Genomic DNA, 24,589 nt, shown 5'->3' on the forward strand with positions numbered 1-24,589 from the left:
TACACATGAAAAAAGGTTTTGTTTTTGATTTAGACGGCGTTATCACAGATACAGCTAAATACCACTACATTGCATGGAAAGAATTAGCTGCGGAGATCGGGATCGAGATCGATTTGAAATTCAACGAGCAGTTAAAAGGCATTAGCCGCATGGACTCTTTAGAGCGAATCTTAACACTAGGCAATAAAAATGATGCCTACACAGAAGTCGAAAAAGAAGCCTTAGCGACGAAGAAAAATACCCACTATGTACAATTATTACAAAGCTTGACTCCTGATGATCTATTGCCGGGGGTAAAGACGTTCCTTGATGAAGCCAAAGCAAAAAATATTCCTTGTGCCATCGCTTCGGCGTCCAAGAATGCGCCGTTTATTTTAGACAAACTAGGTGTCATGCAAGACTTTGATACGATCGTTGACCCAGCAACCTTGAAAAAAGGCAAACCAGATCCAGAAATCTTTATCCAAGCAGCGCTGGCACTAGGCATTGAACCGGCAGAAGCAGTTGGCTTTGAAGATGCTCAAGCAGGGATCGACGGCATCAAAGCTGCTGGTATGTATGCGGTAGGCGTTTATTCAGGAGAAGAACTACACGGTGCAGATGTGATCGTTGAAAAATTGACGGACCTAAACATTGACGAGCTTTTGGCGAAATAGCCGATTGCATTTCCAAATTGGCCTCGCTATAATAGCCAAAGAGGGGGCAATCCGATGAACAAGTTCAAAGAGATATTTTTAGATTTAGAACAAAAAATTCTAGCAAACGAATACCCTCCGCATTCTTTGCTGCCTAGCGAAAACCAATTGATCAAAACTTATGGTGTCTCCCGCGAGACTGTCCGTAAGGCATTGAATTTATTGCGGGATGCTGGTTATATCCAAAAGAAACAAGGGAAAGGTTCGATCGTTTTAGACTTGAATCGCTTTGATTTCCCGATTTCCGGCTTGACGAGTTTTCGTGAGCTGCAAGATACCCAACGTATTCCTAGTGAAACAAAGGTTGTCGAGATCCGTAAGATCGCCGTGTCGCCAAAGCTGCACGAGACCACTGGTTGGCCTGTCGCTTCTGAGGCATGGAAACTGATCCGTCAGCGGAGAATCGATGGAGAAGTGGTGATTTTGGACAAAGACTACCTTGATGCTTCTATCATCGAAGAGTTGCCAGAAAACCGAGCGAAAGTATCGATTTTTGATTACTTTGAAAATGATCTTGGCCTTGAGATCGCTTATGCACAAAAAGAAATCACTGTTGACCCCGTCAACAAAGAATTGCGGGATCTAATGGATCTGCGTCCTGAAGATCAGCATGTCGTTACGGTTCGCAGCCTCGTGTACCTAGAAGACACGCGCTGTTTTGAATATACCGAATCGATCCACCGACTGGATAAATTCCGCTTTGTGGACTTCGCCCGTCGGCGCAAGATTTGATGGACGTATAGACGTGAAAAAGATGAAACAGACCTAGACTTCACCAAGAAGTCTGGGTCTGTTTTGTCTTTCAATAGCCCCCCACTCGATGATGCTGGGATCGATCCTCCCTCTTTTCGCCTCTGTCGCTAACGATTCATCCTTTTACTTGCTCGTTGTTCTGTTGCCGACGAATAAAAAAGGCGCGATCATTTATGGGACTGATGAAGCACAGTTGATTTTTAACAACTCAGTCGTCCTTATTGACAATCAGCCACACAAAAAAGCAGTATCCTCTGAGAGGATACTGCTTTTGCTTGCTATTTGGCGTAATCCGTTGCGCGGGTCTCGCGAATAACGGTTACTTTGATATGACCTGGGTAATCCAAATCATCTTCGATCTTCTTGCGGATGTCGCGAACCAATCGTACAGCATCCAAATCAGAAATCTCTTCTGGTTTGACCATTACACGGACTTCACGTCCGGCTTGGACGGCAAAACTGGAATCGACCCCTTTGAAGCCGTTGGCGATATTTTCTAGGTTTTGCAAGCGGCGAATATAATTTTCCAATGATTCGCTGCGGGCACCTGGACGGGCTGCTGACAAGGCATCTGCGGCTGCAACTAAAACAGAGATAACCGATGTTGCTTCAACATCTCCATGGTGAGAAGCGATCGCATTGATCACCACACCATTTTCTTTGTATTTGGCAGCTAACTCAGCCCCGATCTCAACGTGAGAGCCTTCGATTTCATGGTCAAGGGCTTTCCCGATATCATGCAAGAGTCCGGCACGTTTGGCTAACTGAATATCTTCGCCTAATTCTGCGGCAAGAACACCGGTTAGTTTTGCGACTTCGATCGAGTGGTTCAAGACGTTTTGTCCGTAGCTGGTACGGAAACGCAAACGACCTAAAATCTTGATCAAGTCTGGATGAAGGGTGTGAGCACCGACTTCAAAGGCTGCTTGTTCCCCATATTCACGAATATGCTCATCCATTTCTTTCCGAGATTTTTCGACCATTTCTTCAATTCGAGCTGGATGGATCCGGCCGTCTTGAATCAGTTTTTCAAGGGTCATACGAGCAATTTCACGGCGAATCGGATCAAATCCTGATAAGACGACTGCTTCTGGCGTGTCATCGATGATCAAATCGATCCCTGTCAAGGTTTCAAGGGTCCGAATGTTCCGACCTTCTCTTCCGATGATTCGACCTTTCATCTCATCATTTGGTAATGATACGACCGATACCGTGGTTTCAGACACTTGGTCTGCGGCACAACGTTGGATTGCTAGGGACAAGAGATTTTTTGCTTTTCGATCTGCTTCTTCCTTCGCACGCTGCTCAGATTCTTTGACCATGATCGTTAATTCATGGTTCAATTCCTCTTCCGTTGATTTCATGATCAACTCTTTTGCTTCATCTCTAGACAGCGCGGCGATGCGCTCTAATTCTTTCTGTTGTCCATCGATTAAGTTTTCTACTTCTTTTTCTCGCTCGTCAATTAATTGTTGTTTCTCACTAAGTCTGCCTTCTTTATCTTCAAGTGAGCGTTCTCGTTTTTCCAAAGAATCGTCCTTACGATCAAGTACTTGTTCTCTTTGGAGTAAACGATTTTCTTGTGATTTTAAATCAAGTTTGCTTTCTTTCAACTCACTTTCAATCTCTGACCGATACTTCTGATTTTCTTCCTTAGCTTCTAACAATGCTTCTTTTTTAAGAGTTTCTGCTTCTTTCTTAGCGCTTTCGATAATTCCAGCTGCAGAATTTTGGGCGCCGTTGATTTCTTTCTCATGACGAGATTTCGTCACATAAACTCCTAATCCAAGACCGACAATTAAACCGATGATAGCGAGGAGAATGTAAAGTAGTTCCAATGAATCCACCTCCATACTATCTTTTTAAATATTTTGTAATTTTGATTAACAAAGGATAACAAAATTATCAATTCGCTACTTCTTATGTGGAAATCCACATACGTTTATTCTAATGTTTGAACACAAGAGTGTCAACTTTAAATAATAAAGTAAACTTTCGCAACCCTTCCTTTTTACGGATGTTTTTTCAACAATGGACGAATCTAGCAAAAAGCCACAAAAAAGCCAAACAACGAGGTTGTTTGGCTTTTTCAAGACTTATTCGTCTAATGGTAATTCTTCTTGCGCTTCCTCAAGAGTTACGGTCTCTCCTGTTCCAATCCCGTAAGCATCGCGGACGCGAGCAGAAACTTCTAGCATCATTTCTTGGTGTTCACGCATGTAGTTTTTGGCGTTTTCACGACCTTGACCGATACGATCCCCTTTATAGGCATACCACGCACCGCTTTTATCGACGATATCTTGTTCCACGGCCATATCCAGCAGTTCGCCTTCTTGGGAAATCCCTTGACCATACATCATGTCGACTTCTGCTACTTTAAATGGTGGCGCTACTTTGTTTTTGACTACTTTGATCTTCGTGCGGTTCCCGATGATATCTGTACCGGATTTCAATTGCTCAGCACGACGTACTTCCAAACGGATGGTTGAATAGAATTTCAACGCACGTCCACCAGGTGTCGTTTCTGGATTCCCAAACATGATCCCAACTTTTTCGCGAATTTGGTTGATAAAGATCGCGATCGTTTTCGTTTTGTTGATGGAACCAGAAAGTTTCCGTAATGCTTGTGACATCAAACGAGCTTGCAAACCAACGTGGGTATCACCCATTTCACCATCGATCTCCGCCCGTGGGACTAAAGCTGCTACCGAGTCAATAACCACGATATCAACTGCACCACTTGAAACTAAGGCGTCAGCGATCTCTAATCCTTGTTCCCCTGTATCTGGTTGTGATAACAAAAGATCATCGATATTTACGCCTAATTTTTGCGCATACTGAGGATCTAACGCATGTTCGGCATCGATAAATGCTGCTGTTCCGCCATTTTTTTGGACTTCCGCAATGGCATGTAAAGCAACTGTCGTTTTACCAGAACTTTCTGGGCCGTAAACTTCTACGATCCGTCCTCGTGGGTAACCACCTACACCTAATGCAACATCCAAGGCCAATGAACCACTTGGGATCGTTGAAATTTGTTGATCAACTTTTTCGCCAAGCTTCATGATGGCACCTTTACCATAGTTCTTTTCAATCTTCTTTAGTGCAGCATCTAAGGCTGCTTTACGATCATCTGCCAAACGGATAATCCTCCTTATATTCATCACTTTCGTGTGTCGTTCATAAGATAATAATAGTCCTTCTGAAGGGAAATTGCAAGAAAAAACGAACAAACATTCGCATTAATTTAATAATTCCTTACGTATTTGATTTAAGCCTGCCATGACAGCACTATGCCGAATATAGGCGCGGTCGCGGTTGAAATGATACAGCTGGCTCGAGACGCCTTTGTCAGAAGCTAAGGCGATCCAAACAGTGCCTTTGGGCTGGCCTTCTAGTTCGTCTGGACCAGCAACACCAGTAAACGCCACCGCATAATCGGTCTCTGCTTGTTTGCGGGCATAGACGGCCATTGCTTCCGCACATTCCTGACTAACAGTCCCATAGCTTTCTAAAAGCGCTGGATCGATGCCTAAGAGCTTGCTTTTTGTTCCAGCAGAATATGTCACGAACCCACCGGGAAACACCTCAGAGACGCCAGGAATCCCTCCTAGGGTCGCTTGGAACAAACCAGCGGTCAAACTTTCCGATGCGGTGACGGTTTTCTTTTTCTCGATCAGTAGCTCGACGACTGTTTCTGCCAGCGAATTTTGTTCCCCATATCCATAGAAATACGCACCGACCCGTGCTTGGACGGTTTCTTCTAATGCATCCAATTGTTTGATCCCTTGCGCCTCGTCTGCGGTTTTGACCGTCAGACGCAACGTGACCTCATTGGGTTTGGCATAAGGGGCGATGGTGGGATTGACTTGATTCTCGATCAAATCGGCCAATTCTGTGACCAACGCCGATTCCCCGATCCCGTAATAGCGCAAAACGCGAGAAAGCAAGACTTCTTCTTGGGGAAACTGCTCTAAGAGAAGTGGTTTTGCGTGGGTAAGAAACATCGCCTGCAGTTCACTTGGTGGTCCTGGCAGCAGCAAATAACTGGTAGCAGCTGTCTGATAAAAGATCCCGATCGCTAGTCCATTGGGATTTGGCAAAGACACACCGTCTTTGAAGACTAAGGTCTGCCGCAAATTGTTTTCCGTCATCCTCCGTTGACTGTTTTCAAAGAAGGCTTTCAATTGGTGATAACCTGGTTCATCTCGAACTAATTCCTGTCCCACATGGCGGGCAGTGACTTGTTTCGTCAAGTCATCGTCGGTGGGCCCTAAGCCGCCGCACAGCACGATCAAGTCGCTGCGTTTGTCGGCGATCGTCAGCAATTCCTCTAAGCGATTGGGGTTGTCCCCGACAACACTATGATAAAAAACATCGATCCCTAGACTTGCCAGTTCTTCTGACAAGAAGGTCGCGTTCGTATTCACCACCTGTCCTAAAAGTAATTCGGTCCCGACTGCAATAATTTCTGCTTTCATTCTTTTACTCCTTCATTTATCAGATACGTAAAAGTCTTTCATATTGACAAAAAAAGTCCAGAAAACTTCTGAACTTTCGTGACTTGTATCCTTGTTTTTATCGCTTCTTTATCTAGATCTAGAACTTTTACATAGAATCTTTAAAAACATTCGTATTTTTTATGAAATAATCGACCCCGGAATAGATCGTGAAGATCAAGCATAGATACAACATGATTTGATCGACAGGTAAACCGATCATTGAAAAGGGAATGTTGTTCAAGAACAAGAAAATGATCGCAACCATTTGTGTCGCGGTTTTGATTTTCCCCGGCCACGCAGCAGCCATGACTTCCCCGCTTTGTTCCACTAACAACAAGCGTAAACCTGTCACTGCCAACTCACGGCAAACGATGATCGAAACTACCCAGCCTGGGGCTTTGTCTAATTCGACCAGCATGATAAAAGCCGTCATGACGAGCATTTTATCTGCTAACGGGTCAGCAAACTTCCCGAAGTTGGTAACAAGGCCTCTGGAACGAGCGATCTTGCCATCTAGCCAGTCTGTAATGCTGGCTGCCGCAAAAAGGATCGCTGCAATAAGGTGCGTGTTTTCTAATTGTGTCGTACCAACGGTCATCGTGCCAAGATCGATCGGCAAAACCAAGACCAAAATAAAGATGGGGATCATAATGATCCGTAATACAGTTAATTGATTGGGTAAATTCACGAAATAGACTCCTCTCTGCCGACTATTGTACGAAATAACGGCAAATCATGCCACTACTTCTGCTTTTCAATGGTCGGATGCAACAAATAACTTTTTAGCTAATGATACCTCAATAAAGCGCATTTGTCAGATTTATGCCGCATCGTCTTGGTATTCAATCACGAGACGGACCGTCTTTTGTAACAATTCAAATTGTGGATCAGAAAAGTCCACTTCCTGTCCATTGGCCTTGATGGAGATATTTTGGCTTGCTCCCAGGGTCAAAGTTGCATTCGTGGCGCCTTCTGGCAGCGTCATCGATTGCGTTTCCCCCGCTTGAACAGTGTATTGGTACACATAAGCGTTGTCGACTTGTACACCGACCCAACAAGAAGCATCTAGCCCAGTAAATGCCAATTCAATAGGGTTTTCCGCATCTTTCATCGTGATCGTGATCGACGATTGCGTCGAATCACTGGCAGTCATCGTCATTTTCGCTTCGCTGGATTCCGTCGTACTTGAGGACTCTGTCGCTTCACTCGAAGTACTGGTTTCTTCCGTACTTGACGTAGTGGAAGCTGTAGACGCTGAATTTTCTACCACGAGAGAAGAACTCCCTTGGATCATCGGCGTCGTGTTCCGGTCTTGCCAAGCCATGTAGCCTACGATACTCACGATCGTAATGGCAACCAGACCTAATAAAATCATCGGCAAATAGCGGACGACAAAGGAGCCGCTTTTTTCTTCTACGTGCTGTGCTTTTCGCGAGCCGCTGACGGTTTCAGGCTGCGGTCTTTTTGGTAAGGGGGCATCTAACGTCTCTTTGCCATCAAAAACGGCCACCAATTTGTCGCCGTCTTCTCCAACTGCTGCTGCATATTGGCGAATAAACGCGCGAACATAAAAAGTACCTGGCAATTGATCAAAACGCTCCGCTTCAATTGCTTCTAAATAGCGTTTTTGGATCTTTGTCATTTGTTGTAATTCAATCAATGAAATGTTTTTATCTAAACGGGCTTGCCGTAATTTTGCTCCAATCGTTGTTTCGTTGGCCACTCGATCATCTACTCCAGTCTTTTATTCATCTTTAAAAAAAGCCCTAAAATCGCTGCGCTGCTTGTCGTAAGGTCAGCAAAGCTGCTCTATCATTTTAAAACAGGGGTTCCCTGTATACGTCAATAAAAAAGTTCCGTCGCGCCGATTTCCACTTGGACACGCCGTCTACTAAATATAACATTTTTTCCGTGATTTTTTGCAAAAAAACAAAAAAAGATTTTGCTCCAATAATTAAAGAATACCATAAAAGAAAAAGTCTGAGGATAGCCTAACGACAACTCGCAAACAAATTTTAATACTTTTCGCCAAATTGGCATCAAAATGCAAGGAAAAACCGTCCTTTGACGCAAAAAAGAAAACACTGAATGACCAAAGAGTTGGCCAGCCCTTGATCTGTTGGGCTTTCCTCCTTGAATCATTCAGTGTTGCTTAGATGACAGTTAGTTAACAAAATGCATCTTCGTTTAGGCTTTTTCCGTTGGATACATGTAAAAACGGCTAAACGCTTTAGGATCGATAAAGGAACGAGCCGCTTGCTGAACATCTTCTAAAGTGATGGATTGGATCACCTCCGGTAGATCAAAGAGCGTCGTTTCTCCGAATAAGCTTTGGGTAAACTGGTTTGCAATAAACTCCAATGAGTTCAGTGATTGGAAATATTTCCCTAGCATTTTCTTCTTCAATAACGTCAAGTTTTCTTCATTAATTTCTGGGTCGTGCTGGAAATTCATTAAGATCGCTTCGATCTCCGCCAACATTTCTTTTGGCTCTTCAGAATCCCCCGAGAAATCGGCAAAGTAAAAGCCGCGATCCAAGTTCACTTCAAACCCAAACGTGTCATCGATGATGCCTTGATCATACAGACGCAAATAATTGGCGGACGTATTGCCTAAAACCAATTGGCAGAAAAGATTCAACGCATTTTTGAAGCGCAAAAGCTCTCTTCCTGATTCCGGCAGTTTGTTCAAGTCCCCTTTGATCCCTAACACGCCTTTGGCACGTGTCACTGGCATGGTAAGACTTGATTCTGCTTGAATATCGGCAAAGGTTTCTTCAGGAAACTGGCGAATGATCGCTTGCGTTTCTGGAAAGGTCTTGGCCGCTTGATTGGTCCGAATCCACGCCATCGTTTCTTCCGGATCGATATTCCCTACCACAAAAAGTGTCATATTGCTTGGGTGATAGAAGGTATTGTAGCAAAAATACAAGTCTTCTGCGGTGATCTGCGCAATACTTTCCACCGTACCAGCGATATCGATATGCAAGGGATGCTTTGGATACAGATTTTTGATAATACCGAAAAACTGCTGCCAGTTCGGATCGTCATCATACATTTGGATTTCTTGACCAATGATCCCTTTTTCTTTTTCGACGGTTTCTTCTGTAAAATACGGGGCTTGAACGAAATCGATCAACGTTTCAAGATTCAGCTTGATTTGATCGGTTGCCGAAAAAAGGTAGCTGGTTTTCGTGAAACTGGTAAAGGCATTGGCAGAAGCCCCCTGCTGACCAAAGGTTTGAAAGACATCGCCGTCTTCTTTTTCAAACAGTTTGTGCTCTAGAAAATGGGCAATGCCATCTGGAACTTGATGCAATGCTTCGGGTGAAAACCCGAAATGATTGTCGACAGAGCCATAGTTCGTACTGAAAAGTCCGTAAGTTTTATGGAAATCGGCTTTTGGCAGCAAATAAACTTTCAAGCCGTTTGGCAATACTTCTTCATAAAGGGTCTCATTGATTTGCTGATAGACTTTTTTATTCATGGGTCGTCTCCTTATCCAGGAAGAATACAGCTTGCAAGGACACGCTTTTGGCCAATGCTTGGACATCTGCCACGGTCACTTGAGCCAATTTCTGCATAAATTCATCTTCCGTCATTTTCGTATTCGGTACCCACTGATTCAGATAGGCTGTTTCGATCAGTGCTTGTGGGTTATCCAACGAAAGCAAGTACTGGTTTTTCAACATCGCTTTTGTTTGTGCCAGTTCTTCCGCTGTGACTTCGCCACGCTGCAAGCTTTGCAGCTGTTGTTCGATCAATTTGAAGACCTTGTCCCGGTTTTTGCCGTCGATCCCTGTTTGGACCGACAAGTACCCGCGAAACGTATCGATACTGCTGGACGCATAATAAGCCAAACTTTCTTTCTCACGGACATTCATAAACAATTTGGAATGGGGGAAACCGCCAAACAACCCGTTGAAGACCATAAAGGCGATCCGCTCAGCTTGGTCATAATACACGCCAGTATGATAGCCTAAGTTCAATTTGGCTTGAATGATTGGTTCCCGCAAGATTTTCTCGCGAATGATGTTTTCCGCCGCTTGCTGATAAAAGACCGGCATTGCTTGGTCTGGCCGATCGGTAAAGGCCATGTTCTGGAAAATCTCCGCGACTTCTGCTTCAACCACATCGCCGATCACGAAAAGATCGATTTGGTCATTGTCCATCATTGAGCGATAGGTTTGGTAAAGCTCTTTTGCGGTCACAGCTTCTAAGTCTTGGGGACGACCAAAGCTTGGATACTTCTGATTCTGATCGTTTTCGAAATACAACTCTTGCAGCCCTAAAGAAGCCAATGCTTGCTTGTCTTCGGCCACGCTGTTCATATAGGCGATCAAGTTGTGCTTTTCGATGGTGAAGTTCTTTTCTTCAAATTGCTCCTCGTGAACATTCGGATGGAACAAAACTTCTGCTAAAAAAGCGGCTGCTTGCGGCAAGACGGCTTCATCTGACACATACTTCCCGTTGACAAAGGACATCGCTGCATTGATTTGATGCAGATTGCCCCGTTTGTTGACATTCATACCAAAGCTGGCACCGTAAAGCTCCGCCAGTTGACTGCTAAATGCGGTCTGTGTCGGATAAGCCAAACTAGTCGTTTCTAATAAACTGGTTAATAAAGTCCGTTTGGCGGTCATTTCAGCCTGCAATGGTGCAGTGAACCGAACGAAAAAACGGATCGTTTTATACTTTTTGGTCGGCAGCACCGTTAACCGAACACCTTTTTTTAATTCAATAGACATGTGACACCCCTTCTAGAAGCAAAATTATCTCTTCAATTATAGCATAGCTGACAAACTTTCTCCTTGGCTCATTGATTAAACCTGCTGCAGCGAGCGTTTTTTTTTATAAATCTTGCATTTTTCGCTATACTGTCAGTAAGATTTAGAAGGGAGGATACAGGATGATTAAAGAATTTAAAGAATTTATTTTACGAGGAAACGTCATTGACTTGGCGATCGGGGTCGTGATCGGGAGTGCCTTCACCGCAATCGTCACGAGTTTAGTTGAAGGATTGCTGACGCCATTGGTTTCATGGATCTTATCACTCTTCGGTAACGCCGATGCCTTTTCTGGCTTGGTCTTTGAACCCGCCAAAAATGTGGTCTTTGATTTCGGCCGCGTAATCACTGCCATTATTACGTTCTTGATTACCGCATTTGTTTTGTTCTTGATTGTCAAAGCAGTCAACAAATTACGCAATCTGAAACAACAACCTGAAGAAGAAGAAGTACCAGAAGTCACTGCAGAGGATTATTTAGAAGAGATTCGTGATCTTTTAAAAGCACAAACACCTACTGCAAACACCGTTGATCCACGCCCAACATCATTGGACGATACGATCAGATAAAAAGACGGCTCTTTGTCAATAAGGACAAAAGAAACCATTCGGATTCATCAGATTCATCAATCTTAGCGCTAAAAGAAGCAAGCACGCGAACCTTTCTAGAGAGCCGCTGTGCTTGCTTCTTTTTTCATCCCGACATGCAGGATCCCGTCTTCATAAAAAGGCGGTGTAATGGTTTTAAAGCCATACTGGCCGTAGAATTTTTCTAAGTGGGCTTGCGCTTCGATCTCAATAGGCAAAGCCGGATAACACTGCTCAATGCGTTGCAAAACTTCTTTGATCAGACGATGACCTTCGTTTTGCCCCCGGTATGCTGGTGCCACAATGACCCGACCAAAATGCACCGTTTGTTCCTGCTGGAAAATACGAGCGTAGGAAACGATCTGCCCGTCCTCATCGAGGGCCCATAAATGTTTGGCCTGTTCATCGATTGCATCGATCTCTTGATACGCACACGCTTGTTCCACCACAAAAACTGCTGTACGCAAACGGGCAAGTTGATAAAACTCCACCCCAGTCATTTCCCCTAACTCTTTTAGAAAAAACGCCATCCCATCACTCCTTATCTTATTGAACCAAAAAAGAGTCAACAAAGTGTCAACTCTTCTTGTTTCAAACAGCTTCTGATAAAAATTCAATCTCAACAGTTCTGGTTAAAATATCTGAATAACTATAAGAAACCCGCTCGAATGAATTCTCATTTGGATCCAAATCTACAACAAAAACTGAAGGATAAGTTTCTGTCAAAACGCCGCGACGTTCAGTTTGACGCTTACGTCCAGTCTGAGCAACTAGCATAATCTCACTACCGATACGGCCTTCTAAATCTTTCTTGATCGTAGCTAAAGTTGTTGGCATCGCATTCACCTCGAGCATCATCATACCACGAAAAGCAGAAAATTTCAAGTTTACCATAAAATAATTCTACTTTCAATAAGATTTTTGTTAAACACCCTTGATAAGCGCTATCAACTTTGTCCGTCCGCGACTGAAAGCGCTTTTTATTTTTTCGTAAGGCAGCTTTTCTTGCGCGGCAATCTGATCAAGTTCTAATCCTTTTAAATAATTCATTATAACCATTCGTTCTAAAGACGATAAATTTTTCGGATACGCTGCCAACGATTCATTAACGAACAAATAGGTCTCTGCAGTTTCCGCACAGCGATTATGATCGGTCAAAAACCGATTGCCTTCTTGTGAAAGCTTTTCTTCCAGCGAGCAGGCATCGACTTGAGCTTTGCGTTTTTGGGCATGCTGCGCCCGCAACAAGCTACAGATACGGTTTTCAAAGGATCGCTTAAACAAGATACCCAGCGTCGTTCCCTTGTCCTGATCGTAAGTCTTTAGACACTTATTAAAAACGATCCGACCTTCTTGCAGCCAATCATCTAAGTCATAATCCCGCAGATAATATTTTTTATGCAAAATCTCAACGATCGGTCGATATTTTCTGAACAACTCTTCAAATCTATCTGAACGGTGCGATACTTGTCTTTCCTTTGTGCGCATCGAGATCACTCCTTTTGTTTTGCTTCATTTGCTACAAAAGGAGCGTATCATAAATGGCTCGGACATCTTCTAATTTACCAGACCAACTTTGTCCCTAACTAAGGTCCCGCAATTTCTTTTCAAGTTCGGCTAATTGCTCCGGTGACCAGGGGGAATTGCGCCGGAAATTTTCAAACCGCAAGTCGGTTTGATGCTCGTGGATGTCTTTTTCCGTTTTTTCCACGCTTTTGTACAATTCCCGTGCCGAAGTCCGCAAGGCACCTTGAGAGAAGATCACCCACTGTTCGGCTAAATCGCTGGTAGCGACGGTGACTTGCGTCAATCGATTGTTTAATTCACCAGCGATTCGTTCGATGTAGCTGTCGGCGGTCTCTCCTTCTTCGGTAAAAATAACTTCCAGCTGATATTTGGTGTAACTTTGTGTCACACCAGGCACCAGTTGGGCATCAAAAACAACGATGATTTTCAACCCTTCATATTTTGCATAATTTGACAGCCGGTTCAGTAAGGCTTCTCGGGCATCTTCTAAACGGTCCTGATTTTTCAAAAGAACCAGCTCCGGCCAAGCGCCAATCATATTGTAGCCATCCACGATCAGCAAAGGGGTTTTCATTGGGACGCCCCATTTCGGCTAGTAAAGGCCTGATACATTAACAAGCCCGCCGCCACACTGGCATTCAAGCTCTGCACGTGACCGGTCATTGGGATCGTCAGCATTTGGTCCACTTCTTTTTTCAAGCCTTCTCCCATGCCGCGACCTTCGTTACCGATGATCAAACCGACCGCCCCTTGAGCATTCCATGTGCGGTAATCACTGCCGCTCATATCAGTACCAAAGATCCAAAAACCAGCTTTTTTCAGCTGCTGGACTGCTTGGGTCAAATTAGTCACGCGGGCCACAGGAATATGTTCCACTGCGCCAGTCGATGTTTTCACCACGATCGGCGTGATCCCCACCGCACGGTGTTTCGGAATGATGATCCCGTCTACGCCGCTGGCATCAGCGGTTCGCATGATGGAGCCGAAATTATGGGGATCTTCTAGATTATCCAAAATCAGATACAGCGGCTGTTCTTTCGTTTGGGCCAACAATTCATCCAAGGTCAAATACTGGTAAGGGGTGATCGCCAAGATCATGCCTTGATGGACCCCTTGGTCACTCATCGTATCCAGCTTTTGTTTTGGCACCCATTTGACCGGAACTGCCTGTTCCCGCGCCATTTCTTTCAAACGATCGATTTTTTCTCCCCGTGCTTCTTCGGAAAGAAACAGCTTGTTGCCTCGCCCTTCTTTCAAGGCTTCAGCAACCGCATGATAGCCAAAGACAAAATTATCTTCGATGGCTTCTCCAGCGGCTTCTTTGCGGCGATCCGGTCTATTTTCTTGTCTGGCTTCTGATCGGCCAGCTGTTTTTTTATTTGGACGCTTTCTTTGCGGTTTTTCTCGCATCTTCTTCTCCTACTTTCTTTATACACCAGTCTATTAGCTCGTCTAAGCGTTCTTTTTGCTGCGTGAGGTGCAAATACCCGATCAGCGATTCAAAGCCAGTAGCGATACGATACGTCGTGACATCGGCATTTTTGGCACCCGTATGGCTTTTACTATTACGGCCGCGGCGGTAAAAATCATGTTCTTCTTCGGTCAGGATCTCTTCGTCCAACATCTTTTGGATCAACGCTGCTTGGGCTTTGGCCGATACATAGTGGGTCGCCATATGGTGCAGTTGGTTTGGTCGGGTTTGGCCTTGGGCGACTAAATAATCGCGAATATAGACTTCATAGACCGCATCCCCCACATAGGCCAATGCCAAACCATTCAATTGTTTATAATCTCTCATGCTTCTCGTCTCCATCGGGTTCCTTGCGGGGTATCTTCTAAGATGATCCCTTGTTCTTTCAACTCATCACGGATTTGGTCGCTGCGGGCAAAATCTTTGGCTTTGCGGGCGGCAATCCGTTCATTGATCAGCTGTTCGATTTCTTCATCCAGCAATTCTTCTGATACAAAATAAATCCCGAAAATCGTCAGCCATTCGCTGAATTTGGCTAATCCAGCGGCTAATAAAGCCAAGTCTGTTTCTGGGTCTTCGCTAGCTAAGTTCAGCCACTTCGCCAATTCATAGACCACAGTGATCCCGTTAGCCGCGTTGAAATCGTCGTCCATTTCTTTGACGAAACGTTCTTCAAATTCTTCCAGAACCGCTGCATGGATTTCCTCATCGCTGGCTTGATAATGACTGCTATTCAAGCGGAATTTGGCATTTTCATAGGTCGTCCGCAATTTTTGCAGATTGGTTTGTGCTTCATGCAAGGTAGTCTCGCTGTATTTGATTGGTCGGCGGTACTGAGTCGTTGCCAAAAAGAAACGCAGCACCTGTGGATCAACTTTTTTGACCATCTCATGCACCGTGACGAAGTTGCCCAGCGACTTACTCATTTTTTCTTCGTCTTCACCGATCGTCACATAGCCATTATGCATCCAATAGTTGGCAAAGGTCTTGCCGGTTTTTGCCTCGCTTTGGGCGATCTCATTTTCATGATGCGGGAAGGTCAAGTCTTGTCCGCCTCCATGAATATCGATGGTCTCGCCTAGGTGTTTGGTCGCCATCACCGAGCATTCGATATGCCAGCCGGGACGTCCGGCTCCCCAAGGAGATTCCCAAGCGATCTCATCGCCTTTTGCCGCTTTCCACAAAGCAAAATCCAACGGATCTTCCTTGATTTTTTGTTCTTCACCGGTCCGCTGGCTTGCGCCGACTTCCAGCTCATCGATGGATTGGTCGCTTAATTGCCCATAGTGAGCAAATTTACGGGTACGGTAATAAACATCGCCATTGACTGGATAGGCATAGCCTTTTTCTACAAGAGCAGCAATAAAGGCAATGATGTCTTCGATATGATCCATCACACGAGGATTCATCGTAGCAGGTTTGACATTCAGCGCTGCAGTATCTTCATTGAAGGCGTTGATAAAACGCTCTGCCACTTCTGGGGCCGTCGTACCTAATTCTTTTGCTGCACGAATGATTTTATCATCGACATCGGTAAAATTCATCAAATAGTCCACTGTATAGCCGCGGTATTCGAAATAACGACGTACGGTATCAAATGAAACGGTACTGCGGCCATTCCCGATATGGATATAGTTATAGACGGTGGGTCCGCAAACATACATTTTTACTTTCTTTTCTTCTAATGGCTGAAACACTTCTTTTTCCCGTGTCAGCGTATTATAGATTTTAATCATCGTGGGTAACCTTCTTTCCTTTGATTCGAACGATCTTTGCTGGGATGCCGACAGCAGTTGCTTCTGCGGGGATATCCTTCAAAACCACTGCATTGGCGCCGATCTTTGCACGCTCACCAATCGTGACAGGGCCTAAGATCTGCGCATGGGCTGAGAGAAACGCACCGGTTTTAACCGTGGGATGACGCTTGCCCCGCTCTTTACCGGTTCCCCCTAAGGTGACCCCGTGAAACAAGACGACATCATCTTCAATGATCGCCGTTTCCCCGATCACGACCCCCATCCCATGATCGATAAAGACCCCTTGGCCGATCTGGGCACCAGGATGAATCTCGATCCCAGTCAAGAAACGCCAAAACTGGGCCGTCAGTTTTGCCAAAAAATACCAGCGATGCTGAAACAAAAAATGCGACCAACGATGCCAAAACAAGGCATGAAATCCTGGGTACGTGATGATGATCTCCAACGTTGATCGTACCGATGGATCGTGTTTTTTTGTTGCCGCAATTGCTTTTTTGAACCAAGTCATCTTCTCACCTACTTTATCCAAACTTCTTGATACGAAAAAAGCGTCTTTCAAATAAGTTTCCTTATTCAAAAGACGCTTTTTTGCGTGGTCCCACTTTTGTTCGCAGTTCGGCACTGCCTTCAAGCGGGTAACGTCCGCTGCTTCGTCTTTGACTTGCGCCAAAGCCACTCCTAGGTGCATTTCCTAGCCTTTTTTGACCACTCTCACCTTCCGTGGTCTCTCTGAAAAAAATCGGCTAGTACTTCGTCTATTCGCTGTGTTTATAACACGTTATTCAAATGATCAAGGGCTTTTTCTTTCCCTAATAATTCAACGGTATCTGGTAGTTCTGGTCCGTGGGTTTGGCCTGAGACCGCCACGCGGATCGGCATGAATAAATTCTTGCCTTTGATGCCTGTTTCTTTTTGGATCTCTTTGATGGCTGCTTTGACTGCCGCAGCCTCAACGACTGGCATCGCCTGTAATTTTTCTTTAAAGGCTGTCAAAACCGTCGGTACAGTTTCTCCTGCTAAGACTTCTTTGGCTGCATCATCTAATTCAGGGTGTTCCTCGAAGAACAATTCCGAAAGATCGACGATTTGTGCCGCAAAACTCATTTGTGGTTGATACAAGGACACGATTTTTTTCAACCAAGCAGCTTTTTCTTCGGTCAATGTTTCCTCGATGCGGCCAGCTTTTACCAAGTAAGGAACGCACATTGCCGTCAATTCATCCAAATCCATTTGTTTCATGTATTGGTTATTGACCCATTCCAATTTCTTGGCATCGAAGGCAGCTGGTGATTTGCTCAACCGTTCAGGATCAAAGATTTTGATCAATTCTTCTTGAGAGAAGATTTCTTCTTCCCCAACTGGTGACCAGCCTAAAAGTGCAATAAAATTGAACATAGCATCTGGCAAATAGCCCAATTCACGGTATTGCTCGATGAATTGCAGAATCGATTCGTCCCGTTTGCTTAATTTTTTCCCAGTTTCGCTATTGATGATCAACGTCATGTGACCGAATTCCGGTGCTTGCCAGCCAAATGCTTCATAGATCATCAACTGTTTTGGTGTGTTGGCGATGTGGTCATCTCCACGCAACACATGGGTGATTTTCATATGATGGTCATCCACTGCTACTGCAAAGTTGTAGGTCGGCATGCCATCACGTTTTTGGATGACAAAATCGCCACCGACATTATCTGATTCAAAAACGATCTCGCCTTTGACCATGTCATGGAATTTGTATTCAGTATTGCGAGAGACACGGAAACGAATCACTGGTTTCAAGCCTTGTGCTTCTTTTTCGGCTTGCTCTTCCGGTGTTAAGTTGGCACATTTCCCTGCATAATGAGGCATTTCGCCACGCGTTCTTTGGCCTTCGCGTTCGGCTTCCAACTCTTCTTCCGTACAATAACACTTATACGCACGATTGCTTGCAAGCAATTGATCGATCAGTGGTTGGTAGATATCGCCGCGTTCTGATTGACGATACGGCCCATATTCCCCTGGATTTTCAGGTGATTCGTCCCAATCCATCCCTAACCATTGCAAGTTTTCAAGCTGACTTTTTTCACCATCTTCAATGTTTCTTTTTTGATCGGTGTCTTCGATTCGGATAATAAATTCACCGTCATTATGACGAGCAAACAAATAATTGAATAAAGCCGTCCGAGCATTCCCGATGTGTAAATGTCCTGTTGGACTTGGCGCGTAACGTACACGTACTTTTGTCATTGTTTTCCTCTTCCTTCATCTGATTTCCAAGCCAGCCAAGCTGCTTGGGGCTTATTGTTCAGTTTAGTGGGAAAGACCCGCGTAAAAAACAGAACCCTCAAGTTGAATTGTACAATCAATAACCCAATTAGTAAAGGCAGCTGACATATTTTACGCCAGCTGCCGAGGATTATTTCTCTGATTTTGATCCTTCTTTGTTGTCAATGCCGCGACCAGAATGGGCTGGTTTGGCAAAAATCATCCGCCCAGCTGCCGTTTGCAAAGCGCTGGTGACGATCACTTCGATGTGTTCATTCATGTAATGCTGGCCATCTTCCACCACGACCATCGTCCCGTCATCTAGATAAGCGACCCCTTGCTGGCGCTCCGTGCCAGCTTTCACTACTAAGACGTGCATGCTTTCTCCTGGAATCACCACTGGTTTGACCGCATTGGCCAACGCATTGATATTCAAGACCGGCACATTTTGAAATTCAGAAACTTTGTTTAGATTGTAATCATTGGTCACGACGACACCATCCAGCATCTTCGCTAACTTGATCAGCTTGCTATCGACTTCGGAAATGTCTTCAAAATCGCCTTCATACATCTCAACTGCAATGCCTTCTTCTTTTTGCAAAGCATTCAAAATATCCAAGCCGCGGCGGCCCCGAACCCGTTTCAAACTATCGCCAGAATCTGCGATGTATTGCAATTCGTACAAGACAAAATTGGGAATCAGCAAGACGCCTTCTAAAAAGCCTGTTTTAGCAATGTCATAGATCCGACCATCAATGATCACGCTGGTATCCAAAATTTTGTATTTGTGGAAGTGATCCGCGATCTTTCTTTCCAGCATCTGTTGTTCATCTTGCTCTTGGGGCTCTGCCTTTTTGTTTTTCGGGGCAAAGACTTTTTTCCATTCATCGATCCGTGTCGTCCCGATCTGAAAACCGAGATACCCTAACAGGACCATCACTAAGATTGGGGCGATCCCGTTGATAAAAGGAATATCCCAATTGTAAAAAGGAATCGACACAATCACACCGATCATCAGACCGATGATCGAACCAATTGCACCAAACAAGAGATACGTTAAGCTCAATTCACTTAGTTTTTCTTCAATTTTGCGAATACCGGCTGCAATATATTTCGCTAATAGTAAAGATAATAAAAAGAAAATAAGGGCTCCAAGCAAACTATTAGTGATGTTATTATTCAGCCATTCGTTTTGGGTTTGCCCAATGGCTTGCCATGCGATAGGCATCAGTGAGATCCCTAGACTTGCTCCGGCAAGTACCATTAGTGCCGTAATGACTCGTTTCTGCATACATGTTCCTCCATACTCCAGTAGGTTTCTTTTGTTCAAAAATCCGTGCTGCCAAACAGGCTCTTTCCGCCAGTCAGCGGTTGTCGATCGGTTGGTTCAACCAAATGAACCAGCGGCATCAGGGCAAGAGGAAGGGAGATTGCCCCTTGCTCTTGCGTTGACTCCACTTTAACGGAAGACTTTCCGTAAGGTTTCGGCTAAGGTAGACACGCCTTCGACTTCGATGCCTTTTGGCGGCTGCCAACCAGTCAGATTATTTTTCGGCAAATAAACTTTTGTAAAGCCCAGTTTTTGCACCTCTTTGACCCGTTGCTCGATCGCATTGACTCGGCGAATCTCACCTGTCAAGCCAATTTCACCGATAAAACACTCCGTCGGGCTGGTGCCTTTTTCTTTATAGCTAGACGCGATACTAACAGCGATCGCTAGATCGATCGCGGGTTCATTTAATTTGACCCCGCCGGCTGCTTTTAAGTAGGCATCTTGATTTTGCAGCAGTAAGCCTGCCCGTTTTTCTAAAACCGCCATGATCAGCGAGACGCGGTTGAAGTCTAGCCCCGTCGTCGTGCGTTTGGCATTGCCGAACATCGTTGGCGTGACCAAAGCTTGGATCTCCACCAAGATTGGCCGACTGCCTTCCATTGCCACTACGATCGCCGATCCAGTTGCGCCTTCTAAGCGTTCTTCCAAAAAGACTTGTGACGGATTGGCGACTTCTTTCAACCCGCCTTCTTCCATTTCAAAAATCCCGATCTCATTGGTGGACCCAAAGCGGTTTTTGACGGCCCGCAAAATCCGAAAGCTGTGGTGCTTTTCGCCTTCGAAATACAAGACGGTATCCACCATGTGCTCCAGCATCCGCGGTCCTGCGATCGAGCCTTCCTTCGTCACGTGGCCAACGATAAAGATGGCGATGCCATTGGTTTTAGCGATTTTCAGCAATTCTGCGGTCGTTTCTCGCACTTGGCTGACACTGCCTGCCACGCTGGTGATATCCGGTTGGGTCATGGTTTGGATCGAATCGATGATCACATAATCTGGGCGGATGTTTTCGATCGCTTTACTGATCTCTGACATGTCCGTTTCCCCATAGAGATAAAATTCCGTGTCGATGGCGCCTAAGCGCTGCGCCCGCATTTTGATCTGCTCGGCACTTTCTTCTCCTGACACATACAAGACCGTTCCGCCGATCGCTGCTAATTGCTGGGAAACTTGCAAGAGCAGCGTCGATTTTCCGATCCCGGGATCCCCACCGATCAAAATCAAGGAACCTGGGACCACGCCGCCGCCTAAGACGCGATTCAATTCAGCGAGTTTCGTTTGGACCCGCGGTTCTTTTTTCGGTACGACATCGGCGATTTTCGTCGGCTGCATCTTTTGCCCCGTCAATGTCGTACGTACACGACGATCAGCAGTTTCTTGGATCACTTCTTCTACCATTGAATTCCAGCTGCCGCAATTGGGGCATTTTCCTAAATACTTAGGGGAACTATACCCGCAGTTTTGACAGACAAATTGACTTTTTGCTTTTTTTGCCATTGATCTCCTCCACTACTTCTATCAAACAGACCCCCAGGCAGGATTTACTGATTCGAGGAGCCAAAGCCGCCGGTTCGGCTGGCAGTGGTTGTATCTTGATCAGCTTTTAAGAACGGCAAGAAAATTCCTTGACCGATCCGCTCGCCTTTTTTAATGACGACATCTGTGGGGCCGAAATTGGTAAACTGAAACATGATATGCCCTTCATTATCTGGATTGTCATAGTAATCGCTGTCGATGACGCCGACACCATTCGTCAAGACTAAGAAACGTTTCAAAGGATTGCTGGAACGATTTGTCAGCTGCAAATACTCGTCTTCCCCCATATAGGCTTTGATCCCCGTGGGAATCAAGGTTGGCTTCAACTGTTTTGCGGTCTCTTTCGCAAAAAGCGCTTTGACCCCGTCGATCACGCCCGCTTTCCAAATGCTTGGCACCACGATTTCTTCCGCTGCTTCAAAGTCGTAACCAGCCGCATGATGGGTGGCACGTTGAGGCAAGGTGATGCTTTTTTCTTTATATGATGTAATAATTTCAAATCCTCGTAATTTCATGGGTTCCTCCAATAATAAAACATATAGCTATTTTAGCATAGGAAGAACTATTTTCTTCATGGAAAACACAATTATCGAAAAGTCTTTACAATTTCTTCGTTTAAAAATAGCTCAAAAAGAAAAAAGAGCATGACGAAACGCCCATTTGCGAGTACAATAGAAAAAATATCAAAAAATAGGCGGTGGCATATGCGCGCAGATCTTTCAAACAAAAACCGAATCGTTGTAAAAATCGGCACCAGCTCGTTGATTTATCCCAATGGTGCCATCAATCTAGCTGGTATCGATGAATTAGCCTTTGTCTTAGCAGCTTTACAAAACCAAGGCAAAGAAATCATCTTAGTTTCCTCTGGTGCGATCGGTGTTGGCATGAACAAGTTGAATTTGAAAGAACGACCCGTGGAGATCCCGCAGCAGCAAGCCGTGGCCGCCGTTGGCCAATCGGAACTGATGACGATCTACAACCAGCGTTTTCAAAGCTATAGCCAGCAGACTGCACAGATCCTGCTGACCAGAGACATCATCGAATTTCCCCAAAGCCGTCAAAATGTTAGCAACACCTTAGAGCAGTTACTTGCGATGGGGATCATCCCGATCATTAATGAAAACGACACGGTAGCAGTGGATGAATTGGATCATCTCACCAAATTCGGCGACAATGACCAGCTGTCAGCGATCGTCGCTCAGTTGACGAAAGCCGAGCTTTTGATCATGCTTTCTGATATCGACGGCTTTTATTCCGCCAATCCGCTAAATGATCCTGATGCCGTCTTGTATTCCGAGATCAATGAAATCACCCCAGAACTTTTAGAACAAGCTACGGGAAAAGGCAGTCCTTATGGAACCGGCGGTATGACCAGTAAACTAAAAGCCGCCCAACGTATCTTAGACTTGAACAGTCACATGCTGCTGGCTAACGGCAAGCAGCCGAAAATTATTTTTGACTTGCTCGCAGGGGAACCTGTCGGCACCCACTTTTATCAACGAACGGAGGATGAGCAATGAGCAATTTACAAACGATCGGTCAACAAGCACAAGCAAGCGCCCAGGCATTAAGCTTACTGAGTGCCAGTGAAAAAAACCACCTACTGGCAGCGATGGCCGATGCTTTAGAAAAAGCTACCGAGAAGATTTTAGCTGCTAATCAACAAGATCTAACCGCCGCAAAAGCCAAAGGAACCAGCCAAACGATGCTAGATCGTCTGTTGCTGACAGAACAACGGATCACCGAGATGGCTAACGGCATCCGAGAAGTCGCCCAATTGCCCGATCCAATCGGTGCCGTGGATAAAATGTGGCGCAATGCTGACGATCTTTTGATTGGTCAACAGCGGGTGCCTTTAGGGGTCATCGGCATCATCTATGAAGCCCGCCCTAATGTCACTACTGACGCGGCTAGTCTGTGTTTCAAATCAGGAAATGCCGTGATTTTGCGTGGTGGAAAAGAAGCCTTCCACTCCAATCAAGTCCTCGTGACTATTTTACAAGAGGCATTAGCTGCCAACGGACACTCCCGCCATGCGATCCAGTTTATCGAAGACACGAGCCACGAAACAGCGGCTGAGCTGATGCGGCTGACGGAATACTTGGATGTTTTGATCCCCCGTGGGGGCGCCGGCTTGATTCGACGTGTCAAAGAGACCGCCACAGTACCAGTGATCGAAACCGGCACCGGCAACAACCATATCTACATCGACCAAGCAGCCCAGCTGCCGATGGCTCTGGCGATCGTCACGAATGCAAAGACGCAACGTCCTTCTGTCTGCAATGCCATCGAAACGATCCTCGTCCATGAAGCAGTGGCGGCAGAATTTTTGCCTATGGTAGAACAGCAATTTGCCGATCAAGTCGAATTGCGAGGAGATCAAAAAGCGTTGGCGCTTTTGAACAATGCACAGCTTGCCACTGAAGAGGACTGGGCAACCGAGTTTTTAGACTATATCTTAGCGATCAAAGTGGTGGCTTCGCTAGAAGAAGCCATTGCCCACATCAATCGCTACAATACGAAGCACTCCGAAGCGATCATCACTGATGATTATTTCGCTTCCCAACGCTTCTTGAAAGAAGTTGATGCGGCGGCGGTTTACGTCAATGCCTCGACCCGTTTCACCGATGGCTTTATGTTTGGCTTTGGTGCCGAGATCGGCATCTCGACGCAAAAACTACATGCCCGTGGGCCAATGGGGTTAGAAGCACTGACTTCCACCAAATACATTATTTATGGCGAAGGCCAGATCCGTAAGTAACGATACGCAAAAACAGCCACTTGCTGTAATGCCCCCCAATAGTTAGACTAAAAAGCTAACTTCAGGAGGTCGCTACATGCGCAAGCGGCTTTTTTTCGTCCTCTTATGCTTGTGCAGCCCGCAGAACGAAGGAAAGCGGTTCGATGCCGAACAATTCTGTCAGCACTCGATTGGTTGTGGCAAAAACGTCAGCTTCGCAACTCTTTTTCGGACAAGCAATCGTCTGTCCTTTGCTGGAAAACGTATCCTGACGGCTGCCCTCTACGAAAATTACTTCTTGCGTTCCTTTTTGATAAATCAGTCCTTCGTCTTCTTCTAATAATAAGCGAGTCTGCCACTGATTGATCTGGGCAATGGGCATCACCAAGGAAGCAGCATCCAAGTTTTCTAGCGAAAAACAACGACCATCTGGCAGCTGCAGCGTGAAGGTATTGAGTTCATAAGGCAAACAGGCATTGCACCCTCCTTCCGTGATGACTTGGCTCGTGAGGATTTCTACGTTCATTCTTTTTGACTCCTTTCATGAATGATTCATGTTTAGTTTATCACAAACCTATGGCCCACGGCGGAGCAATTATTCCGCCTTAAGTTGGATGTGTTTCTTTTTCTTTCTTGCTATGCTAAGGATAAGAAAAAA

The 24,589-nt window shown here is 45.3% G+C and carries 26 protein-coding genes and 1 other annotated feature; of the genes, 5 read left to right on the forward strand and 21 right to left on the reverse strand.

Translation table 11 applies throughout. The features are described from left to right. Positions 1 to 5 precede the first annotated feature (5 nt). The gene (gene pgmB, locus IAE45_RS07820; protein ID WP_005232889.1) at positions 6 to 656 is read left to right on the forward strand and encodes a beta-phosphoglucomutase; all 651 of its coding nucleotides are present in this window, start codon (positions 6 to 8) and stop codon (positions 654 to 656) included. A gap of 54 nt (positions 657 to 710) precedes the next feature. Further along, positions 711 to 1,427, forward strand: a complete 717-nt coding sequence (treR, locus tag IAE45_RS07825) for a trehalose operon repressor (RefSeq protein ID WP_005226457.1) — start codon at positions 711 to 713, stop codon at positions 1,425 to 1,427. Between the two features lie 299 nt (positions 1,428 to 1,726). On the opposite strand, the gene rny is transcribed toward treR, so the two are convergent. The 7 genes from rny to yfmF all read right to left on the reverse strand — a co-directional run bounded on the left by rny (position 1,727) and on the right by yfmF (position 10,697). Continuing rightward, positions 1,727 to 3,301 (reverse strand): ribonuclease Y, encoded by a 1,575-nt coding sequence (gene rny / locus IAE45_RS07830; RefSeq protein WP_005232891.1) that lies wholly within the window; start codon positions 3,299 to 3,301, stop codon positions 1,727 to 1,729. Positions 3,302 to 3,544: 243 nt separating this feature from the next. Further along, on the reverse strand, positions 3,545 to 4,588 hold the full coding sequence (gene recA, locus IAE45_RS07835) for a recombinase RecA (protein WP_077453209.1): 1,044 nt from the start codon (positions 4,586 to 4,588) through the stop codon (positions 3,545 to 3,547). Positions 4,589 to 4,690: 102 nt separating this feature from the next. Beyond that, on the reverse strand, positions 4,691 to 5,929 hold the full coding sequence (locus IAE45_RS07840) for a competence/damage-inducible protein A (RefSeq protein WP_200125743.1): 1,239 nt from the start codon (positions 5,927 to 5,929) through the stop codon (positions 4,691 to 4,693). 127 nt (positions 5,930 to 6,056) lie between these two features. Next, positions 6,057 to 6,638 carry a CDP-diacylglycerol--glycerol-3-phosphate 3-phosphatidyltransferase gene (pgsA, locus tag IAE45_RS07845; protein ID WP_005232894.1) on the reverse strand — a complete coding sequence of 194 codons (582 nt, stop codon included), beginning with the start codon at positions 6,636 to 6,638 and terminating at the stop codon, positions 6,057 to 6,059. 132 nt (positions 6,639 to 6,770) lie between these two features. Further along, positions 6,771 to 7,673 carry a helix-turn-helix domain-containing protein gene (locus IAE45_RS19280; RefSeq protein ID WP_200125744.1) on the reverse strand — a complete coding sequence of 301 codons (903 nt, stop codon included), beginning with the start codon at positions 7,671 to 7,673 and terminating at the stop codon, positions 6,771 to 6,773. A 464-nt stretch (positions 7,674 to 8,137) separates the two neighbouring features. Beyond that, positions 8,138 to 9,436, reverse strand: a complete 1,299-nt coding sequence (gene yfmH, locus IAE45_RS07855; protein ID WP_200125747.1) for an EF-P 5-aminopentanol modification-associated protein YfmH — start codon at positions 9,434 to 9,436, stop codon at positions 8,138 to 8,140. Next, positions 9,429 to 10,697, reverse strand: coding sequence for an EF-P 5-aminopentanol modification-associated protein YfmF (gene yfmF, locus IAE45_RS07860; RefSeq protein WP_200125749.1), 1,269 nt, complete (start codon positions 10,695 to 10,697; stop codon positions 9,429 to 9,431). The genes yfmH and yfmF overlap by 8 nt, the downstream gene beginning before the upstream one ends. Before the next feature lie 161 nt (positions 10,698 to 10,858). Here yfmF and mscL point away from each other — a divergent pair, with 161 nt between their 5' ends. Continuing rightward, a complete protein-coding gene (gene mscL, locus IAE45_RS07865) occupies positions 10,859 to 11,305 on the forward strand; it encodes a large conductance mechanosensitive channel protein MscL (protein ID WP_077453215.1) in 447 nt (148 codons plus the stop codon). 95 nt (positions 11,306 to 11,400) lie between these two features. Here mscL and IAE45_RS07870 read toward each other — a convergent pair whose 3' ends face one another. From IAE45_RS07870 to IAE45_RS07925, 13 genes are all read right to left on the reverse strand, one after another. After that, positions 11,401 to 11,853 (reverse strand): GNAT family N-acetyltransferase, encoded by a 453-nt coding sequence (locus tag IAE45_RS07870; protein WP_200125751.1) that lies wholly within the window; start codon positions 11,851 to 11,853, stop codon positions 11,401 to 11,403. Between the two features lie 61 nt (positions 11,854 to 11,914). Beyond that, positions 11,915 to 12,160 carry a Veg family protein gene (locus IAE45_RS07875; RefSeq protein WP_005226417.1) on the reverse strand — a complete coding sequence of 82 codons (246 nt, stop codon included), beginning with the start codon at positions 12,158 to 12,160 and terminating at the stop codon, positions 11,915 to 11,917. Positions 12,161 to 12,247: 87 nt separating this feature from the next. Next, positions 12,248 to 12,811 carry a sigma-70 family RNA polymerase sigma factor gene (locus IAE45_RS07880; RefSeq protein WP_140966354.1) on the reverse strand — a complete coding sequence of 188 codons (564 nt, stop codon included), beginning with the start codon at positions 12,809 to 12,811 and terminating at the stop codon, positions 12,248 to 12,250. A 94-nt stretch (positions 12,812 to 12,905) separates the two neighbouring features. Continuing rightward, complete coding sequence (locus tag IAE45_RS07885) at positions 12,906 to 13,424, reverse strand: NYN domain-containing protein (RefSeq protein ID WP_005226413.1); 519 nt, start codon at positions 13,422 to 13,424, stop codon at positions 12,906 to 12,908. Beyond that, positions 13,421 to 14,260, reverse strand: a complete 840-nt coding sequence (gene rlmB, locus IAE45_RS07890; protein WP_010748485.1) for a 23S rRNA (guanosine(2251)-2'-O)-methyltransferase RlmB — start codon at positions 14,258 to 14,260, stop codon at positions 13,421 to 13,423. The genes IAE45_RS07885 and rlmB overlap by 4 nt, the downstream gene beginning before the upstream one ends. Then, the gene (locus IAE45_RS07895; RefSeq protein WP_015508687.1) at positions 14,226 to 14,648 is read right to left on the reverse strand and encodes a Mini-ribonuclease 3; all 423 of its coding nucleotides are present in this window, start codon (positions 14,646 to 14,648) and stop codon (positions 14,226 to 14,228) included. The genes rlmB and IAE45_RS07895 overlap by 35 nt, the downstream gene beginning before the upstream one ends. Continuing rightward, the gene (cysS, locus tag IAE45_RS07900; RefSeq protein ID WP_016608947.1) at positions 14,645 to 16,057 is read right to left on the reverse strand and encodes a cysteine--tRNA ligase; all 1,413 of its coding nucleotides are present in this window, start codon (positions 16,055 to 16,057) and stop codon (positions 14,645 to 14,647) included. Before cysS ends, IAE45_RS07895 begins: the two co-directional genes overlap by 4 nt. After that, positions 16,050 to 16,586, reverse strand: a complete 537-nt coding sequence (gene epsC, locus IAE45_RS07905; RefSeq protein ID WP_026008130.1) for a serine O-acetyltransferase EpsC — start codon at positions 16,584 to 16,586, stop codon at positions 16,050 to 16,052. The genes cysS and epsC overlap by 8 nt, the downstream gene beginning before the upstream one ends. A 65-nt stretch (positions 16,587 to 16,651) precedes the next feature. Continuing rightward, positions 16,652 to 16,850, reverse strand: a binding site (T-box leader). Then, positions 16,847 to 18,304, reverse strand: a complete 1,458-nt coding sequence (gene gltX / locus IAE45_RS07910; RefSeq protein WP_195265652.1) for a glutamate--tRNA ligase — start codon at positions 18,302 to 18,304, stop codon at positions 16,847 to 16,849. (Overlaps the previous feature by 4 nt.) Before the next feature lie 169 nt (positions 18,305 to 18,473). Next, positions 18,474 to 19,613 (reverse strand): PIN/TRAM domain-containing protein, encoded by a 1,140-nt coding sequence (locus IAE45_RS07915; protein WP_005226396.1) that lies wholly within the window; start codon positions 19,611 to 19,613, stop codon positions 18,474 to 18,476. 35 nt (positions 19,614 to 19,648) lie between these two features. Further along, positions 19,649 to 19,780, reverse strand: a complete 132-nt coding sequence (locus IAE45_RS19200) for a hypothetical protein (protein WP_267907344.1) — start codon at positions 19,778 to 19,780, stop codon at positions 19,649 to 19,651. A 1-nt stretch (position 19,781) separates the two neighbouring features. Then, entirely contained in the window at positions 19,782 to 21,152 is a 1,371-nt protein-coding gene (gene radA / locus IAE45_RS07920) for a DNA repair protein RadA (RefSeq protein WP_005226394.1), read from the reverse strand. A 44-nt stretch (positions 21,153 to 21,196) separates the two neighbouring features. Next, a complete protein-coding gene (locus IAE45_RS07925; RefSeq protein WP_005232909.1) occupies positions 21,197 to 21,706 on the reverse strand; it encodes a dUTP diphosphatase in 510 nt (169 codons plus the stop codon). A gap of 189 nt (positions 21,707 to 21,895) precedes the next feature. Here IAE45_RS07925 and proB point away from each other — a divergent pair, with 189 nt between their 5' ends. Further along, positions 21,896 to 22,711 (forward strand): glutamate 5-kinase, encoded by an 816-nt coding sequence (gene proB, locus IAE45_RS07930; protein ID WP_060791699.1) that lies wholly within the window; start codon positions 21,896 to 21,898, stop codon positions 22,709 to 22,711. After that, positions 22,708 to 23,952, forward strand: coding sequence for a glutamate-5-semialdehyde dehydrogenase (locus IAE45_RS07935; RefSeq protein WP_200125753.1), 1,245 nt, complete (start codon positions 22,708 to 22,710; stop codon positions 23,950 to 23,952). The genes proB and IAE45_RS07935 overlap by 4 nt, the downstream gene beginning before the upstream one ends. Positions 23,953 to 24,055: 103 nt before the next feature. Here the strand turns inward: IAE45_RS07935 and IAE45_RS07940 are convergent, their stop codons facing one another. Continuing rightward, the gene (locus IAE45_RS07940; protein WP_086293479.1) at positions 24,056 to 24,457 is read right to left on the reverse strand and encodes a DUF4809 family protein; all 402 of its coding nucleotides are present in this window, start codon (positions 24,455 to 24,457) and stop codon (positions 24,056 to 24,058) included. Positions 24,458 to 24,589 lie beyond the last annotated feature (132 nt).

The sequence above is a fragment of the Enterococcus sp. S53 genome (genome assembly GCF_016516865.1).
In the GTDB taxonomy this organism is placed as follows: domain Bacteria; phylum Bacillota; class Bacilli; order Lactobacillales; family Enterococcaceae; genus Enterococcus_D; species Enterococcus_D innesii.